This is a genomic window from Herbiconiux oxytropis, from assembly GCF_024979315.1.
GTDB classification, from domain to species: Bacteria; Actinomycetota; Actinomycetes; order Actinomycetales; family Microbacteriaceae; genus Herbiconiux; species Herbiconiux oxytropis.
In genome coordinates, this window is record NZ_JANLCK010000006.1 from 20,494 (window position 1) to 37,572 (window position 17,079).

General features: G+C 72.3%; 16 protein-coding genes. 8 read left to right on the plus strand and 8 right to left on the minus strand.

Going from position 1 to position 17,079, the window contains the following annotated elements; genetic code table 11:
- The first annotated feature begins 126 nt into the window (after window positions 1-126).
- Together N1028_RS11825 and N1028_RS11830 are read left to right on the plus strand one after the other, a co-directional pair.
- Window positions 127-2,571: a DEAD/DEAH box helicase gene (locus N1028_RS11825; RefSeq protein WP_259529149.1), complete on the plus strand. Its 2,445-nt coding sequence runs from the start codon at window positions 127-129 to the stop codon at window positions 2,569-2,571.
- Window positions 2,572-2,587: 16 nt separating this feature from the next.
- A complete protein-coding gene (locus N1028_RS11830; RefSeq protein WP_259529151.1) occupies window positions 2,588-3,562 on the plus strand; it encodes a DMT family transporter in 975 nt (324 codons plus the stop codon).
- Between the two features lie 15 nt (window positions 3,563-3,577).
- On the opposite strand, the gene N1028_RS11835 is transcribed toward N1028_RS11830, so the two are convergent.
- The 3 genes from N1028_RS11835 to N1028_RS11845 are packed head-to-tail and all read right to left on the minus strand — an operon-like array spanning window position 3,578 to window position 7,037.
- Window positions 3,578-4,432 carry a siderophore-interacting protein gene (locus N1028_RS11835; RefSeq protein ID WP_259529152.1) on the minus strand — a complete coding sequence of 285 codons (855 nt, stop codon included), beginning with the start codon at window positions 4,430-4,432 and terminating at the stop codon, window positions 3,578-3,580.
- Window positions 4,429-5,286, minus strand: a complete 858-nt coding sequence (locus N1028_RS11840; RefSeq protein ID WP_375163467.1) for an energy-coupling factor transporter transmembrane component T family protein — start codon at window positions 5,284-5,286, stop codon at window positions 4,429-4,431. Before N1028_RS11840 ends, N1028_RS11835 begins: the two co-directional genes overlap by 4 nt.
- Complete coding sequence (locus tag N1028_RS11845; protein WP_259529153.1) at window positions 5,283-7,037, minus strand: ABC transporter ATP-binding protein; 1,755 nt, start codon at window positions 7,035-7,037, stop codon at window positions 5,283-5,285. The genes N1028_RS11840 and N1028_RS11845 overlap by 4 nt, the downstream gene beginning before the upstream one ends.
- Window positions 7,038-7,216: 179 nt before the next feature.
- On the opposite strand from N1028_RS11845, the gene N1028_RS11850 reads away from it, so the two are divergent.
- The gene (locus N1028_RS11850; RefSeq protein ID WP_259529154.1) at window positions 7,217-8,497 is read left to right on the plus strand and encodes a hypothetical protein; all 1,281 of its coding nucleotides are present in this window, start codon (window positions 7,217-7,219) and stop codon (window positions 8,495-8,497) included.
- A gap of 7 nt (window positions 8,498-8,504) precedes the next feature.
- Here the strand turns inward: N1028_RS11850 and N1028_RS11855 are convergent, their stop codons facing one another.
- The 3 genes from N1028_RS11855 to N1028_RS11865 are packed head-to-tail and all read right to left on the minus strand — an operon-like array spanning window position 8,505 to window position 9,789.
- Window positions 8,505-9,050, minus strand: a complete 546-nt coding sequence (locus N1028_RS11855; protein WP_259529157.1) for an ECF transporter S component — start codon at window positions 9,048-9,050, stop codon at window positions 8,505-8,507.
- Between the two features lie 29 nt (window positions 9,051-9,079).
- Window positions 9,080-9,376 carry a DUF202 domain-containing protein gene (locus N1028_RS11860; protein WP_259529158.1) on the minus strand — a complete coding sequence of 99 codons (297 nt, stop codon included), beginning with the start codon at window positions 9,374-9,376 and terminating at the stop codon, window positions 9,080-9,082.
- The gene (locus tag N1028_RS11865) at window positions 9,373-9,789 is read right to left on the minus strand and encodes a YidH family protein (protein WP_259529159.1); all 417 of its coding nucleotides are present in this window, start codon (window positions 9,787-9,789) and stop codon (window positions 9,373-9,375) included. The genes N1028_RS11860 and N1028_RS11865 overlap by 4 nt, the downstream gene beginning before the upstream one ends.
- Before the next feature lie 88 nt (window positions 9,790-9,877).
- Here N1028_RS11865 and N1028_RS11870 point away from each other — a divergent pair, with 88 nt between their 5' ends.
- Window positions 9,878-10,018 (plus strand): LPXTG cell wall anchor domain-containing protein, encoded by a 141-nt coding sequence (locus tag N1028_RS11870; RefSeq protein WP_259529161.1) that lies wholly within the window; start codon window positions 9,878-9,880, stop codon window positions 10,016-10,018.
- Between the two features lie 21 nt (window positions 10,019-10,039).
- Here N1028_RS11870 and N1028_RS11875 read toward each other — a convergent pair whose 3' ends face one another.
- Entirely contained in the window at window positions 10,040-11,323 is a 1,284-nt protein-coding gene (locus N1028_RS11875) for an isochorismate synthase (RefSeq protein ID WP_259529162.1), read from the minus strand.
- A gap of 135 nt (window positions 11,324-11,458) precedes the next feature.
- Between N1028_RS11875 and N1028_RS11880 the strand changes: the two genes are divergently transcribed.
- The 3 genes from N1028_RS11880 to N1028_RS11890 are packed head-to-tail and all read left to right on the plus strand — an operon-like array spanning window position 11,459 to window position 14,571.
- Window positions 11,459-12,127 (plus strand): class I SAM-dependent methyltransferase, encoded by a 669-nt coding sequence (locus N1028_RS11880; protein WP_375163464.1) that lies wholly within the window; start codon window positions 11,459-11,461, stop codon window positions 12,125-12,127.
- Window positions 12,128-12,137: 10 nt separating this feature from the next.
- The gene (locus N1028_RS11885) at window positions 12,138-13,181 is read left to right on the plus strand and encodes a polyprenyl synthetase family protein (protein ID WP_259529164.1); all 1,044 of its coding nucleotides are present in this window, start codon (window positions 12,138-12,140) and stop codon (window positions 13,179-13,181) included.
- Between the two features lie 31 nt (window positions 13,182-13,212).
- On the plus strand, window positions 13,213-14,571 hold the full coding sequence (locus tag N1028_RS11890) for an FAD-dependent oxidoreductase (protein WP_259529168.1): 1,359 nt from the start codon (window positions 13,213-13,215) through the stop codon (window positions 14,569-14,571).
- Between the two features lie 52 nt (window positions 14,572-14,623).
- On the opposite strand, the gene N1028_RS11895 is transcribed toward N1028_RS11890, so the two are convergent.
- On the minus strand, window positions 14,624-15,550 hold the full coding sequence (locus N1028_RS11895) for a DMT family transporter (protein WP_375163693.1): 927 nt from the start codon (window positions 15,548-15,550) through the stop codon (window positions 14,624-14,626).
- A 64-nt stretch (window positions 15,551-15,614) separates the two neighbouring features.
- On the opposite strand from N1028_RS11895, the gene N1028_RS11900 reads away from it, so the two are divergent.
- Window positions 15,615-17,024, plus strand: coding sequence for an aminotransferase-like domain-containing protein (locus tag N1028_RS11900; RefSeq protein ID WP_259529177.1), 1,410 nt, complete (start codon window positions 15,615-15,617; stop codon window positions 17,022-17,024).
- Window positions 17,025-17,079 lie beyond the last annotated feature (55 nt).

Below are 17,079 nucleotides of genomic sequence, written 5' to 3' on the forward strand. Positions count from 1 at the left end.
GCAGATGCGCTGGTCACTGGTGAACGTCGCGTACGACACGGCCCCGGATAGCAGATAGCCGGGTTCTGGAAATCACTCCCAGCGAGCGCTGGGGTGTGCGCACTTCGAGATAACCCGGAAAGAACCATGCCCAAGAACAACAAGTCCGGCGGCTTCAAGCCCGCCAAGAACTACGAGCCCCGCACCCCCGGCAAGGGCGGCCCCAAGGCCGGCAGCCGGAGCCCCAGCCACCGCGGCTACCGCCCCGAGTCCGACGAGTCACCGCGCAAGCAGCGCTGGAGTGCCGACGACCGGTCGGCTCGCGGTGCTGCCCCGAGCAGCCGCGGCACCGACCGCCCGGAGCGTGGTGGCTACGGCGATCGTCCCGAGCGTGGCGGCTACCGCGGCAACGATCGCAGCGAGCGCAGTGAGCGTCCGTCGTACGGCGACCGTCCGGCGCGTGGTGGCTACGGCGACCGCCCGGCGCGCGGTGGCTACGGCGACCGCCCGGAGCGCGGTGGGTTCCGCGGCAACGACCGCAGCGACCGCAATGACCGCAGCGAGCGTCCGTCGTACGGTGACCGCCCTGAGCGCGGCTCGTACGGTGATCGCCCGGCCCGCGGTGGCTACGAGCGCCCGAACCGCGAGAACGGCTTCAACAAGTCGGGCACCGGTACCGGCCGCTCCGAGCGTCCCGCCTACGAGCGCGGCGACCGCGGCGAGCGCCCGGCGTACAACCGCGGCGAGCGTCCCTCCTACGAGCGCGGCGAGCGCCCCGCGTACAACCGCGACGAGCGTCCGGCGTACGGCCGCGACGAGCGCGGCGGGCGCGGCGGCGCCCCGGCCCGCACCGACCGCCAGAAGTGGAACGACGCCCGCAACGAGGAGCGTCGCGCCGCCGTGGCGGCCGAGCGCGCTGCCGGCAAGACCGGCAAGGCCCCTCGCGTCGACGAGAACGGCTTCAACCGTTCGACCCGCCCCGAGAAGGACTTCCGCCCCGCCGAGCGCACCGAGCGCCCCAAGCGCTCGTGGGACCGCGACGACCGCGCCCCGCGCACCAACGACTACCAGCGCCCTTCGGTCGACCGCACCGAGCGCCCGTCGCGTTCGTTCGATGATCGCCCGAAGCGCAGCTTCGACCGCGACGACCGCGCGCCGCGCACGAGTGGGTACGACCGTCCGGCGCGCCGCGACGACGACCGGCCCGCGCGCTCGTTCGACGACCGCCCGAAGCGCTCGTTCGACCGCGACGACCGCGCATCCGGAGCCGACCGCGCCGACCGCTCGTCGAACTTCTACCCGAGCCGCGACTCCAAGCCCGTCTACGGCAGCAACCACGGCGACGACGACGTGGTGCTCGAGCGCCTCGAGGCCACGGCCACGCTCGCCGAGGAGGTCGAGGGTGTGAGCTTCGGCGATCTCGGTCTCGGCGGCAACATCGTGAAGGTGCTCGCCGAGCTCGGCGCCGAGAGCCCGTTCCCCATCCAGGCCGCCACCATCCCCATGGTGCTGCAGGGCAAGGACGTCCTCGGCCGAGGCCGCACCGGCTCCGGCAAGACCATCGCGTTCGGCGCCCCCCTCGTGGAGCGCCTGCTCGAGAACGGCGGCGGCGCCAACCGCAAGCCGGGCCGCAAGCCCCGCGCGCTCATCCTCGCCCCCACCCGCGAGCTCGCCCTGCAGATCGACCGCACGGTGCAGCCCATCGCCCGCTCGGTCGGCCTCTTCACCACCCAGATCTACGGCGGCGTCTCGCAGCACCGCCAGGTGGGCGCGCTGCAGCGCGGCGTCGACATCATCATCGGCACCCCCGGCCGCATCGAGGATCTCATCGAGCAGCGCCGGCTCGACCTCTCCGAGGTCACCATCACGGTGCTCGACGAGGCCGACCACATGTGCGACCTCGGGTTCCTCGAGCCGGTGCAGCGCATCCTCCGCCGCACCAAGGACGGCGGCCAGAAGCTGCTCTTCTCCGCGACACTCGACAAGGGCGTGGCGAAGCTCGTCGAGGAGTTCCTCGTGGAGCCGAGCGTGCACGAGGTCGCGGGTGAGGACCAGGCGTCCTCCACCATCGACCACCGCGTGCTCATCGTCGAGAGCCGCGACAAGAGCGACGTCATCAAGCAGCTCGCCGACCGCGAGGGCAAGACGCTCATCTTCTCCCGCACCCGCGCCTACGCCGAGATGCTCGCCGAGCAGCTCGAAGACGCCGGGTTCCCGGCGACGAGCCTGCACGGCGACCTCAACCAGGCCAAGCGCACCCGCAACCTGCAGATGCTCACCTCTGGCCGGGTCAACGTGCTCGTGGCCACGGATGTCGCAGCCCGCGGCATCCACGTCGACGACATCGACCTCGTCATCCAGGCGGATGCCCCGGACGAGTACAAGACCTACCTGCACCGCGCCGGCCGCACCGGCCGCGCCGGCAAGAAGGGCACCGTCGTGACGCTGATCGGCCGCAGCCGCGGTCGCCGCATGCACGAGCTGCTCGGCCGCGCCGAGATCGAGGCCGAGATGGTCACGGTCGTGCCGGGCGACGAGATCCTGCGCGACATCTCCGCCGACACCGACGTGACCTCGCAGGGCACGAAGTAGGCCTCCGCCGCACCGCATGACCTCCGTCAGCACGCCGATCGCCGGCCGCCTGCCCCTCTGGGCGGCGGTCGGCGTCGCCGTCGGGTGCGGCGTGCTCATGGCCACCCAGTCGCGCGTCAACGGCGAGTTCGGCCGGCGGCTCGGCGACGGCTACACCGCCGCTGCCCTCAGTTTCACGGTGGGGCTCGTGATCGTGGTGGTCATCGTGGCGCTCACGCCCTCGGCGCGGCACGGGGTGCGGCAGGCCTTCGCCGAGGTGCGTGCCGGGCGGCTTCCCGGCTGGATGCTGCTCGGTGGTGTCGGCGGAGCCGTCTTCGTGCTCACGCAGAGCCTCGCCTCAGCTCTCGTCGGCGTCTCGCTCTTCACGATCGCGTTCATCGGCGGCCAGACCATGAGCGGTCTCGTGGTCGACCGGATCGGATTCGGGCCGGGCGGCCGACGCTACCTCACGGTGCGCCGTGTGCTCGGCGCGGGGATCGCGCTGGCCGTGGTGGTGTGGTCGGTGGCCGCGCACATCGATCCCGAGGTCCCGGTGTGGCTCCTCCTGCTGCCGTTCGGAGCCGGCGTCGTGCAGTCGGTGCAGCAGGCCGCCAACGGGCGGGTCGCCGCAGCCGCCGGATCGGCCGTGAGCTCGACGCTCTTCAACTTCGTCGCCGGGGCGAGCGTGCTCGTGCTGGTCGCGCTGGTGCACGCGCTCCTCGTGGGCGGGTTCCCGGCCTCGCTCCCCGCGCTCGTGTCGGCCGACTGGTGGCTCTACCTGGGCGGTCCGCTCGGCGTCACCTTCATCTTCGGGCTGGCCACCGCCGTGCGCGTCACGGGGGTGCTGCTGCTCGGGCTGTGCTCGATCTCGGGGCAGCTCGTCGGCTCGATCGCCATCGATCTCATCGCCCCCGGCCAGGGCCACGGCGTCGACTGGACCACCCCCATCGCGGCGGCGCTCGTGGTGGTCGCGGTGCTCGTGGTCTCGCTGCCCTCCCGCGGCCGCCCCTAGGGGCGCGGGCGGGGGTCAGCCGGCGGCGGCGTGGCCTACGCGCCAGTAGCCGACGAAGCTGATGTCGCTCTTCGCCATGCCCTGCGCCACCAGGTGGCGGCGGAGACCCGTGGCGAGAGCCGACTCGCCTGCGAGGTAGGCGTAGCCGCGACCCTCGGGGAGGGTGAGCGCGCTCGCCGCCTCGAGCGCGAGCCGCCCGGGCACGTGATCGTGGGACGCACCCGCACCCGCACCCGCACCCGCATCCGCTGCTCGGGGGAGCCAGTGCACCTCGACGCCGGCGGGGGCGTCGAGGTGCTGCGCGTCGGCGGCGTTGGGCAGCTCCACGAAGGCGTGCCCGCGCGCGTCTCGGGGGAGCGAGGCGAGGATGCCGGCGGCCGCGGGCAGTCCCGTCTCGTCGACGGCGATCAGGTGCCAGGCGGGTTCGTGCGCCGGCGGGTAGGCGACGCCCTGGTCGAGGATGCCCGCGGTGTCGCCGGGCGCGGCCGACGCGGCCCAGTCGCTGGCCGGGCCCGATCCGGAACCGTGCACCACGAAGTCGACGTCGAGCTCCGGATGCGCGAGCGCGGCACCCGCGGGGCGGAAGGCGCGCACGGTGTAGTTGCGCACGTAGGGCCGCTGGTCCTTGGGCATGCGCAGGAACTGGGCGTACCAGAGAACGCTCGAGCGGGTCGGCAGCCGCAGCGCCTGCTGCCCGGCGCGCGGCAGGAACAGCCGGAACCACTGGTCGTGCCCGAGCGGCTCGAACAGCCGCAGCGACTCGCCGCCGAAGGTCACGCGCACCATGTTCGGGGTGACCCGCTCGGTGCGCACCACCTCGGCGAGGATGACGTGCGGATCCTTCGGCTTGGCCTGCTTGAAACGACTCACGATGCCTCCAGGAAGGGGAACGGGCGAAGGATGCCGGCCGTCACCACGATGGCGGTGACGAGCCAGAAGACGATCACGAAGACGCCGTCGCGCACCCGGAACGGCACGAGGTGCCGCTCGGTGCGGGTGCGATGGGCGCCGAAGGCGCGGGAGTCCATGGCGAGGGCCACCCGCTCGGCATGGCGGATGCCACCGGCCAGGAGCGGCACCACGTAACCGATCCAGCGGCGCACGGCGGCCACGGGCCCGCGCCCGGCGGCCATGCCGCGCACCCGGTGGGCCTGGCGGATGACCTCGAGCTCGTGCCCGAATCGTGGCACGAAGCGATAGGCGGCGAGGGCCGTGTAGCCCACCCGGTAGGGCACCCGCAGCTGCTGCACGAGCGCGCGCACGAGATCGGGGCCGGAGGAGGTGAGGCCCGCGACGAGAGACAGCACGAGGATGGCGACGAGCCGCAGCGAGGTCGCGGTGCCGACGGCGAGTGAGCCGAGGTGGAAGCGGTAGTCGCCGAGCCGGAAGAGCACTGGGGTGGTGTCGACGCGGCTCGCGTCGGCCCAGAGGCCGAAGCTCACCGCGAGCACGGCGGCCGCGACCGGCAGCACCACGAACAGGCCGAGCAGCGCACGACCGGTGAGGTGCGCCCCCACGAGCAGCAGCACGAGCGCGATCAGGATGAAGGCGAGCGGCACCGCGATGTCCCGCGACACGATGAGCGCCACGATGGCCGGAAGCGGCGCCGCGATCTTCGCGAGCGGGTTGAGCCGGTGCAGGAACCGCACCGGGCCGTGGTCGGGTGCGTCGGCGTAGGGATCGACGGGCCCGCGCCGCGCGCGTGTCGCCGCGGCCGCGCTCACGGGGCCTCCTCCGCGGGGGACCGGGACGCGGACGGGGCGTCGAGGTCGGCGAGGCGGGTGAGGGCGTGCCAGGCGGGATCGCCGGCCGCGCGGAACGCACGCACGAGGGGCGGGGGCGCGAGGCCGGCCGCCTCGAGGGCGCCCGAGGCGAGCACCGCGGCCGTGCGGTCGTAGGCGGCCACGCGGCCGGCGTCGAGCACGAGCACGTGCGAGGCGTGGTCGGCCACGAGCTGCAGGTCGTGGGTCACCACCAGCACCGTCGTGCCGCCCGCGTTCAGCCCGTTCAGGATGTCGAGGAGCTCGGCTGCGCGCTCGCGATCCTGACCGAAGGTGGGCTCGTCGAGCGCGAGCACCGGCGCGCCCGCGATGAGCGCCGTGCCCACCGACAGCCGCCGCTTCTGCCCGCCCGAGAGCAGGAACGGATGCACGTCGCGCTGCGCCGTGAGCCCGAACCGCTCGAGCATCCGCCCCACCTGCCGCTCGATCTCGGCCGGCCCCGTCTTCTGCAGCTCGAGCCCGTGCGCGAGCTCGTCGGCCACGGTGCCGCGGATGAACTGGTGCTCGGGATTCTGGAACACGAACCCCACGGTGCGCGCGAGCCGCCGCACGTCCACTCGCGCCGGATCGATGCCCAGCACCTCGACCGTGCCGCGCGGAGGCGCCGCGACGCCCGCGATCGACTGCAGCAGCGTGGTCTTCCCGGCCCCGTTCGTGCCCACGATCGCCACGAACGCACCCCGTTCGATCTCGAGATCGACGCCGTGCAGGATCTCACTCCGGCCCTTCACCACGCGGAGCCCCCGCACCGAGACGGCGTTCCCGGCGGGTGCGAGCTCGACCGCGCCGTCGATCTCCGTGCTGCCCGCCGCGGCGCCGACCGGCACGGCCGATGCCGGCGGCACCAGCGTGTCGAGCAGGGCAGTGAGCTCGGTGGGCGTGAGGGGGAGCTCCGGCACCGGGTGGCCCGCGGCCCGCAGTCGCCGCCCCGCGAGCATCGCCGACGGCAGCCACACCCCCATGCCGACCAGCGCCTCCATGTTGTCGCGCAGCACGGAGCGCGTGGGGCCGTCGAAGGCGGGGCGACCGTCCCGATCGATCACGACCACGCGGTCGACGAGTCCGATGGCCGCATCGAGATTGTGCTCCACGAGCACGAGGGCGTGTTCGCCCGTCTGCACCAGCCGCTCGAGCACGGCGTAGACCTCGTCGATTCCGACGGGGTCGAGGTTGGCGGTCGGCTCGTCGAGCACCATCACCGCGGAGTCGAGCGCGAGTGCGCACGCGATGGCGAGACGCTGCCGCCCTCCGCCGGAGAGCCGATCGGGATTCTCGTGTCGCCGCTCCCAGAGGCCCACCTGCCTGAGCGCCGCCTCGGCACGCGCGAGCACCGCCTCCACGGGCACGAGCAGGTTCTCGGGCCCGAAGCAGACCTCGTCGAGCAGGGTGCCCGTGACGATCTGCGCGTCGGGATCCTGGAACACCATCGACACCCGCCTGCTCAGTTCAGCCACCGTGGTCGACGCGGTCTCGACGCCGTCGACCACGATGCTGCCCTCGAGGGTCGCGGGCACGGCGTGCGGCACGAGGCCGTTGAGTGCGAGCACGAGCGTCGACTTGCCGCTCCCGGACGGCCCGAGAACGAGGACCACCTCGCCCGGCCGCACCTCGAGCCCGACCCCGTCGGGGGTGGTGCGCTCGCTGCCGTCGTGCCGGATGCGCACACCGCGGGCACGGAGCACGGGCGCGGTCATGCCCCTAGCTTAGGTGACCCTTACTTGCCGCGGTGGTGCGGCAAGACGATGCATCCGGATGGACTTCTCGTCTGCTCTGGGGTTTTCCAGCGTCATTTGTTAAGCTGGCTGCACCCCTGGTCGTGAATCGCCGCCTTCTGCGTGCGCCACCCCCCGCTCCACCCGAAAGTTCTTGACGTTTGACCACTCCGGATCCCCGCGCTGACGGCCTGCCGTCCAGCGACGCGAAAGACGCTCCGGACGCACCCCTCACCCGACGCCAGCTGCGGGAACTGCGTCAGGCCGAGATCGCCGCCGCCGAGGCCGCCGCCTCGCAGGCCGCAGGCATCCCGGCTCCTCTCACCCGTCGGCAGCTGCGCGAGCGGGAGCTCGCCCTCCGTGCCGAGGAGATCGCCGACCTCGAGATCGCGCCCGCCGGCACCGCGCCCCTCGATCCCCACGTCGACCTCCCGCTCGTGCACCTCGAGACGGGCCAGGCCCTCGACGTTCAGGCACCTGTCGTTGCAGAGACCGTGGCGACCCGGCGCGATGCCCGGATCGCCGCGCAGTCGGCCGCTCCCGCCGCGCGTCGAGAGCTCGCTCGGCCGCCGGCATCCGGCCCGCGCAGTTCGAAGAGGCCCGGCACCACGAAGTCCGGCACCACGAACCCCGGCACCACGAAGCCCGGAGCCACCCGCCGCGCCCGCGCCAAGGCCGGTCTCAGCGCTGTGGCCATGGCCTTCGTGGTGGGCATCACCGCCGTCATCGCACTCCCCACGACCGTCTCGGCCGACCCCGACGACGCCAACGTGGTGAACCTCAGCCTCTCCACCGCGGCACCGGCCACCCAGCAGCTCGTCACCGCCGCCGACTCCTCGACCGAGTTCGTCGACCGCGACGGCTACAGCGTCTCGGATGCCGGCGAGCTGCAGGCCGCCGGCTACTCCACCGCGCAGCTGCTCGTGGGCCGCTCGCTCGCCCAGGAGCTTGTCGACGCCATGGACTCGGGCAAGCTCATCGGTTCGGTCCCGGATCACATGAAGGAGATCCGCTGGATCGCCCAGGGCGTCACGGTGCCCGACTGCGGAGTCGACTACCGCGTGCTCGAGATCATCGCGATCGCCGTGCGCAACTTCGACCAGGTGGGCGTGAGCGACATCAACCGCAAGTGCACCGGCCAGATCGAGGGCGCGGGCACGAGCTCGTCGCACTACATCGACGGCGGCGGCCACGCGGTCGACTTCTACCTGCTCGACAACAAGAGCCTCAACGGCGCAGACCCCGGCACGCTCAAGATGATCCAGCTGCTCGACCCCGTGATGCCCGTCGGCTCACGGGTGGGCCAGGCCGGCTGCCGGGCCTCCGCCGGCGTCTCGGTGAGTCTCACCAACTGGACCGAGTTCGACGACACCTGCAGCCACATGCACGTCGACGTGCCGGTCACCGACGCCCCGCTGCTCATGCCGAGCGCGGGCGAGTAACAGACTCTCAGCGCCTGCGGTCGAGGCCGCGGGTGACGCCGGTGGCCTCGAGAGCCCGCCCCAGCACGAGCGCCAGCAGCGTGAAGGCCACCGGCGACAGCACCGAGCCGGCGATCAGGATGCCCGCCCCCACCGCGTCAAGGGCGTGCGCCCCGACGAGGCGGTACATCCCGATCGCGAGCACGACGCCGGAGAGCACCGATCCGGCCACGAACAGCCACGCGGGCCACCGGCGGTAGCGGAAGAGGAGGAACGGCAGCTCCTGCACGAGTCCGATGCCCACCGCGATGAGCGCCGCCCCGAAGCCGAGCGGCTGGAAGGCGGCCGAGACGAGCCCCGAGATCGCGGCCACGAGGAGCGCGACGCCCCCGCGCCGGAACAGCCGCTGCGCGATGGCGCCCGGCATGAAGTACACGCCGAGCGTGAGGCCGTAGAGCACGGGCAGCACCGCGTTGACGGTGCCGCCGAGGTAGGAGTTGACGATGAAGAGGAGGCCACCGGCCACCCCGATGGCCGCGCAGCTCAGCAGCAGGCGTGTGCTCGTGTTCTTCATCAGCCCTCCGCCACAAGCTTAGGCGCGCCTCAGAACAGGATGAGCAGCGCGAGCACCCCGCCGATCACGGCAGTGGCGATGATGAGCGCTGTGATGCGCACGAGAGGCGTCCAGGCTCCCCGGCGCCCGCGTCCCGTGAAGAGCATCACCCCGCCGCCCACGGCGACCGCGCCGGCCACGAGTGTGCCGATCAGGAAGCCGCTGCGCAGGCACGCGAACGCCACGACGAGCGCCACCATCGAGGTCGAGAGCGCCGTGCGCTGCCACGCCAGCGCGGTGCGCTCGGGCTGCAGTCCGGGATCTCGGGCAACGGGATCGCGGCTCACAGGTCGCCCGCGAGCTCGAACACGGCGTAGGCGGCGAGCACGAGCGCGAGCACCACGACCCCGCCCACGAGCCAGGGCAGCGCGGCGGGGGCGGGCAGCGAGCGCCCCTCGCGGAGCGCGCGTTCGGCACGCCGCCAGGAGAACAGAGCGGATGCGGCGAGCAGTCCGCCGGCGAGACACGCCACGAGGGCCACAGCATCGATCACCCAGGGCAGGTCGGCGAGGGCGGCGAGCGTCGTGAGCGCGACTCCTCCCGCCACGAGGGCGAGCCCCGTGCGCACCCACGCGAGGGCCGTGCGCTCGTTGGCGAGACTGAACCGCACATCCGGATCGCTGCCCACGCCGTACACGGAACGCGGGCGGCGGGCGTCGGGCTCCGCATCGCCGGTCGGGGATTCCGGCCGCTCGCTCATGGGGCCAGCCTAATGCGGCCCTCGAGGGGTGCCGGGTTAGAGTGGGCGGGAACTCCGTTCGCCCCGCACCACTCCAGAGGAGCTCCACGTGACTTTCGCATCAGAACTCGCCTCCACCGGCGCCAATGGCCAGATCGCCCTCATCATCGGCGGCATCGCCGTGGCCGTGCTGCTCGTGGGCGGCATCGTGCTCTTCGTGGCCCGCCGCCGCCGCTCGAACAACGGCTGACGCAGCTCGCCAGACGGCGGATCAGCCGAAGGCCTCCACGATGGGCCGGAACTTCATCTTGGTCTCGAGGTACTCCCTCTCGGCATCCGAGTCGGCCACGATGCCGCAGCCGGCGTAGGCCGTGATGTCGCCCGCGGCATCGACCTGCGCCGAGCGCAGCGCCACCGCCCACTCCCCGTCGCCGTCGGCACCCACCCAGCCCACGGGCCCGGCGTAGCGCCCGCGGTCGAAGGGCTCGAGCTCGGCGATCAGCGCGAGCGCCGAGTCGCGCGGTGTGCCCGCGACCGCCGCCGTGGGGTGCAGCGCGGCGATGAGGTCGAGCGAGGTCGAGCCGTCGCTCAGCGTGCCCTCCACATCGCTCGCGAGGTGCCACAGGTTCGGCAGCTTGAGGGTGAAGGGGATCTCGCTCGTGGTGAGGCTGCGGCTGTGCGGAGCGAGCGCGGTCAGCACGCTCGTCACCGCGAAGCCGTGCTCGTCGAGGTCCTTGGCCGAGGTGGCGAGGGCCACGGCCTTGTCGTGATCGGCCTCCGCATCCGTGCCCCGAGAGGTGGTGCCGGCGAGCACGCGCGCGCTCACGGTGCCGTGCGAGACCCGCACGAGAGTCTCGGGGCTCGAGCCGAGGAAGCCGTCGACCGCGTAGGTCCAGCAGTCGGGGTAGCCCAATGCGAGGTCGGTGAGCGGCCGGCGGAGGTCGGAGCCCGCCGGGAGGTGCCCCACGAGATCGCGCGCGAGCACGACCTTGTCGAGCTCCTGGGCCGCGATGCGGTGCACGGCGTCGTCGACCGAGCGGCGGAAGGCGTCGGCGCTCATGGCGCCGGGCAGAAGAGACAGGCGGTACTCGGAGCCGAGCGGCCGGGGAGTGGGCAGGACGGTGCGCCCAGCCGCACCCGCACCGGATCCGGAATCGTCGCCGGCTTCGGAACCCTCGACCGTGAAGGTCGTCACCCAGTAGCGGCCGTCGCGCTTGCCGAGCAGCAGCCGCGGCACGATCAGCACGCTCGAGGCGGCGGAGTGGTCGGCGAAGGCGAAGCTGCCGAACGCCACGAGCCCGGTCCCGGGGATCTTGAGGGGGTCGGTGACGACGGCCTTCTCGGCCACGTCCTTCCAGGCCGCGCACGCGTCGAGCATGCGGTCGGGGCCGCTGAACTCGAGCCGCAGCGCCTCGCCCACTCCGGCGATGCCCTGGCCCTTGCGCATCCAGATCAGGGGCCGTGCCGGATCGATCAGGGGAAGGAGGAGCTTCAGCTCGTCGACCGGCTTGGTCTCGACCCGCAGGACGGGAACGGGACGTGCAGTTGCGCTCACGGTTTCAGCTTACGCCCGCACTTCCCGCTCCTAGGCGGCCCGGGAACGGCTCCGGCTCCACTGCCAGCCAACTGAACGTAAACTGTGACGGTGACCAAGGCAGACCTCACCAAGCGACCCGAGCAGGTCTCCGCCATGTTCGATCAGGTCGCGGCCAACTACGACCGCACCAACGACGTGCTGTCGGTGGGGAACGCCGTGCTCTGGCGGGTCGCCACCACGCGCGCCGTCGGCCCTCGACCCGGCGAGAAGGTGCTCGACCTGGCCGCCGGCACCGGCACCTCGAGCGCTTCGCTGGCGCGAAGCGGGGCCCACGTGGTGGCCGCCGACTTCTCGCCCGGCATGATCGACGTCGGCCGTCGCCGCCAGGCCGCGGTGCCGAACATCGAGTTCGTCGTGGCCGACGGCATGGACCTGCCGTTCGCCGACGCCGAATTCGACGCCGTCACGATCTCGTTCGGCCTCCGCAACATCGCCGACCCCAAGGTCGCGCTCGCCGAGCTGTTCCGGGTCACCAAGCCCGGTGGCCGCATCGTCATCTGCGAGTTCTCGCAGCCCGTGAAGCCGCTCCGCCAGGCCTACTTCTGGTATCTGCGCCGCGTCATGCCGGCGCTCGCGAAGGCCGTCTCCTCCAACGACGCGGCCTACGACTACCTGTTCGAGTCGATCGCCTCGTGGCCCGACCAGAAGACCCTCGCGGGCTGGCTCCGAGAGACGGGCTTCCGCTCGGTGCGCCACCGCGACCTGAGCGCAGGCATCGTGGCGCTGCACAAGGGCGTCAAGCCCGAATCCCCGGAAAAGTAGGCTAGAGACCGTGACCCCCAGCCTGCGCCGCTCGAACGCGCTCTCGCTCGCCGACCGCCTCTTCTCCACGGGGGAGGACAGGCGCACCGCCCGGCTGATCGAAGACAGCATCCAGACCCTGGAGGCGCGGCTCGCCGAAGAGACGAAGTTCTCCGGCGGACTCGTCGACGTGGTCGCCCGCTACCTCCTCGAGGCGGGCGGCAAGCGCGTGCGCCCGGTGCTGGCGTTCCTCACGGCCCAGCTCGGCGAGGGCGTGAACGACGACGTCGTCACAGCCGCCACCTCGATCGAGCTCACCCACCTCGCCTCGCTCTACCACGACGACGTGATGGATGTCGCCGACCAGCGCCGCGGGGTCCCGAGCGCCCAGATGGTGTGGGGCAACTCCGTCGCGATCCTCACCGGAGACCTGCTCTTCGCCCGGGCCAGCGCCCTGCTCGCCATCCTGGGCGAACGGGCCATCCGCCTGCAGGCCGACACCTTCGAGCGGCTCTGCCTCGGCCAGCTCAAGGAGACGATCGGCCCGGCCGACGACGAGGATCCCGTGGAGCACTACCTCGCGGTGCTCGCCGACAAGACCGGATCGCTCATCGCGGCGTCGGCCCAGCTCGGCGTGATCTTCGGCGGAGCAGACCCGACATTGGAGCAGCCCGTCCGCGAGTTCGGCGAGAAGGTGGGCATCGCGTTCCAGCTCGTCGACGACGTGATCGACATCGCACCCAGCGATGAGGACTCGGGCAAGACGCCTGGCACCGACATCCGCGCCGGCGTCGCCACCCTGCCGGTGCTCCTGCTGCGCCGTGCCGCCGTGACCGACGTCGGAGCGGCCGCACTGCTCGCCCGGCTCACCCCCGAGGCGCTCTCCGCTGCCGGCACCGACGAGTCGGCCGACGTGATCCGCCTGCTCCGCGAGCACGCCGTCACCGCCGAGACCGTGAGCGAGGCCCGCCGCTACGCGCACGAGGCCATCGCCGCGTTGGCGCCGCTGCCCGAAGGAACCGTCAAGAAGACCCTCACCCGTTTCGCCGAGACCGTGGTGGAACGCACCAACTGAACAACGCAACCCGAACAAAGGATCCCCACCCGTGACCAAGCTCCGTTTGGCCATCGTCGGAGCCGGCCCCGCCGGCATCTACGCCGCAGACCTCCTCGTGAAGGCGGAGCGCAAGTTCGACGTCTCGATCGACCTGTTCGAGCAGCTCCCCGCCCCGTACGGGCTCGTGCGCTACGGCGTCGCGCCCGACCACCCGCGCATCAAGGGCATCATCACGGCCCTCCGCGAGGTGCTCGACTCGGGCGTCATCCGCTTCTTCGGCAACGTGCGCTACGGCGTCGACATCACGCTCGACGACCTCAAGAAGCACTACAACGCCGTCATCTTCTCCACCGGCGCCATCCGCGACGCCTCGCTCGAGATCCCCGGCATCGACCTCGAGGGCTCCTACGGGGCCGCCGACTTCGTGAGCTGGTTCGACGGGCATCCGGATGTGCCGCGCACCTGGCCGCTCGAGGCGCAGTCGGTGGCCGTGATCGGCAACGGCAACGTGGCGCTCGACATCTCGCGCATCCTCGCCAAGCACGCCGACGACCTGCTGCCCACCGAGATCCCCTCCAACGTCTACGACGGGCTCAAAGCCTCGCCGGTCACCGATGTGCACGTGTTCGGGCGCCGTGGTCCCGCACAGGTCAAGTTCACGCCGCTCGAGCTCCGCGAGCTCGGCGAGATGAACGACGTCGACATGATCGTGCACGACGAGGACTTCGACCTCGACGAGGCCTCGAAGGCCGCGATCGCGTCGAACAAGCAGGTCTTCGTGATCAACAAGGTGCTGAACCAGTGGCGCGAGCGCCCGGTGGGACAGGCGTCCAGGCGGCTGCACCTGCACTTCTGGGCGAAGCCGCTCGAGGTCGTGGGCGACGAGAACGGCCGGGTCGCCGCGATCCGCTTCGAGCGCACCGAGCCCGACGGCGCCGGCAGTGTGCGGGGCACGGGCGAGATCCGCGAGATCCCCATCCAGGCCATCTACCGCGCCGTGGGCTACTTCGGCTCGCCGCTGGACGGCATCCCGTTCGACGAGCAGCACGGCGTCATCCCGAACCACGAGGGCCAGGTGCTCGACGACCACAACGACGTCCTCCCCGGCGTCTACGCCACGGGCTGGATCAAGCGCGGCCCGGTCGGCCTCATCGGCCACACCAAGTCGGATGCGATGGAGACCGTCTCGCACGTCATCAACGACCAGGCCAACTGGTGGGCCCCTGCCGCCCCCGAGGAGTCGGCCGTGCCGGAGCTCCTCCAGTCGCGCGGCGTGGAGTACACCGACATCGAGGGCTGGCACAAGCTCGACGAGCACGAGCTCGCCCTGGGCGCTGCGGATGCCCACCCCCGCGTGCGCGTGAAGGTCGTCCCCCGCGACGAGATGGTGAGAGTCTCCCGGGCCTAAGCACCCCCCACCACTACCCTCAGCTCACGAGACGTCACTTTCCACACGAAGATCATGTTTTTCGCGCGGAAAGTGACGTCTCGGCTGTCTTGACGCGGGCTCGCACCGCCAGGGCCGCGCAGGCTATCACCGCGAGGGCACCCAGGAGGGTGAGGGGGGTGAGGGGCTCGGCCAGGAGGAGGGCCGCCCAGACCAGGGTGAGCACGGGCTGGAGGAGCTGCATCTGGCTGACGGTCGCGATGGGGCCGATGGCGAGGCCCCGGTACCAGGCGAAGAAGCCGAGGAACATGCTGATCGCCGCCACATAGGCGAACGAGAGCCACGCGGCGGGCGATACCGCCGCGACGTCGAGCGGATGCGTGACGAGCGAGACGCCGCTCAGCACGATCATCACGGGCGAGGCCGCCACGAGCGCCCAGCAGATGACCTGCCAGGAGCCGATCTCGCGGGCCAGCAGCCCGCCCTCGGCGTAGCCCGTGGCGGCGGCGACCACGGCTCCGAGCAGCAGCAGGTCCGAGAGGTGGAGGCCGCCGAAGCCGCCTCCCGACAGCACGGTGAACGTCACCACCGCGGCCGCTCCCGCGAGCGAGGCCACCCAGAACAGCCGGCTCGGGCGCTCGCGTCCGCGCAGCACGGCCACGGCGGCCGTGGCGGCGGGCAGCAGGCCGATCACGACGGCGCCGTGCGAGGCGGGCGAGGTCTGCAGCGCGAACGACGTGAGGAACGGGAAGCCGAGCACGACGCCCGCCGCCACCACGAATATGCGTGGCCACAGCCGCCGGGCCGGTGGGCGCGTGCGGGTCACGGCGAGCACGGCCACGGCGAGGGAGGCCGCCACGACCGCGCGGCCCGCTCCCACGAGCAGCGGATCGAACTCGGTCACCGCCACGCGCGTGAACGGCAGCGTGAACGAGAAGGCCAGCACCCCCACGAACCCCCAGAGAAGACCGGCGGGCACCCTGGAGCGTGAGCCAGACACGGCACCGGCGCCCTGAGAGGATAGCGGTGCGGTCACCGATGGAGTAGCGCTACTATCATGCTTCATGAACAACGGTAGCAGTGCAGAGCGGATCGCGACAGAGCTGCGCGCCGAGCTCGCGGGTGCGCCCGTGGGTTCGCGCGTGCCCTCCACCCGCGCGCTCACCGAGCGCTTCGGCGCGAGCCCCGTGACCGTGCAGCAGGCGATGCGCCTGCTCGTGCGCCAGGGCCTCGTGGAGTCCCGGCCCGGTGCGGGGACCTTCGTGCGGCCGAGCGCTCCCGCCCCGCGCGCCGACTTCGGCTGGCAGACCGCCGCCCTCGGGCCGGTGCCGAGCGGTGGCGCAGAGGTGGGCTCCACGCTGCAGAATCCCACCGACGACGTGATCGCCCTGCACAGCGGCTATCCCGCCGACGACCTGCTGCCCGTGCGCGCCGTGCGGGCCGCCCTCGCGCGGGCGTCGCGGTCGCGCTCGGCGATCGACCGCCCCCCGGCCGCCGGGCTGCCCGAGCTCCGCACCTGGTTCGCCCACGAGGTCGCCGAGTCGGCTCCGGCCGGCGGGGCGGCGGGTGGTGCGCCGGCGGCATCCGACGTCGTGGTCATGCCGGGTGGGCAGAGCGCGCTGTCGTCGGTGTTCCGCGCGCTCGCCCGCCCGGGCGACACCGTGCTCATGGAGTCGCCCGGCTACTGGGGCGCCATCGCCGCCGCGCTCCAGGCCGGCCTCGTGGTGGTGCCGGTGCCGCGCACCGGCGACGGTGCCGTCGATCCGGTGGTGCTCGCCGAGGCCTTCGAACGCACCCGCGCCCGTCTCTTCTACGCCATGCCCCACTTCGCCAACCCCACCGGCAGCGCCTGGTCCCCGCGCGAGGCCTCCGCGATCCTCGACGTCGTGCGCCAGAACGCCGCGTTCCTCGTGGAGGACGACTGGGCCCACGACTTCGCGCTCGACGTGCCGGTGCGGCCGCTCGTGGCAGGGGATCCGGACGGCCACGTCGTCTACGTGCGCTCGCTCACCAAGAGCCTGTCGCCGGCTGTGCGCATCGCGGCCGTGATCGCCCGCGGGCCCGCGGGATCCCGCATCCGCACCGACCGCGTGATCGACGGCCTCTACGTCAGCGGCGTGCTGCAGACCGCGGCGCTCGAGGTCGTGACCGCGCCAGGTTGGCCGGCGCACGGCCGGCGCATGCGGGAGCAGCTGAGGCGACGGCGCGATGCGCTCGTGGCGCTCGTCGAGGCGCATCTGCCCGGCACGCTCACGGCGGTGCCGGCCGGCGGGCTCAACCTGTGGCTGCGGCTGCCCGACGGCTCCGACGCCGAGCGGTTCACCGCCGAGGCCGCCGTGCGGGGCGTGCTCGTGTCGCCGGGGGCCGAGTGGTTCCCGGCCGAGCCGACGGGCCCGTTCGTGCGCCTGAACTACTCGGGCCCCGATCCGTCCCGCTTCGGCGAGGCCGTCCGCACGCTCGCCGACTGCCTCTGAGAGGCGCTCGCGGCCGAGGGTGAACCGGAGGGTGAAGACGCCCCCCGCCGCCCTC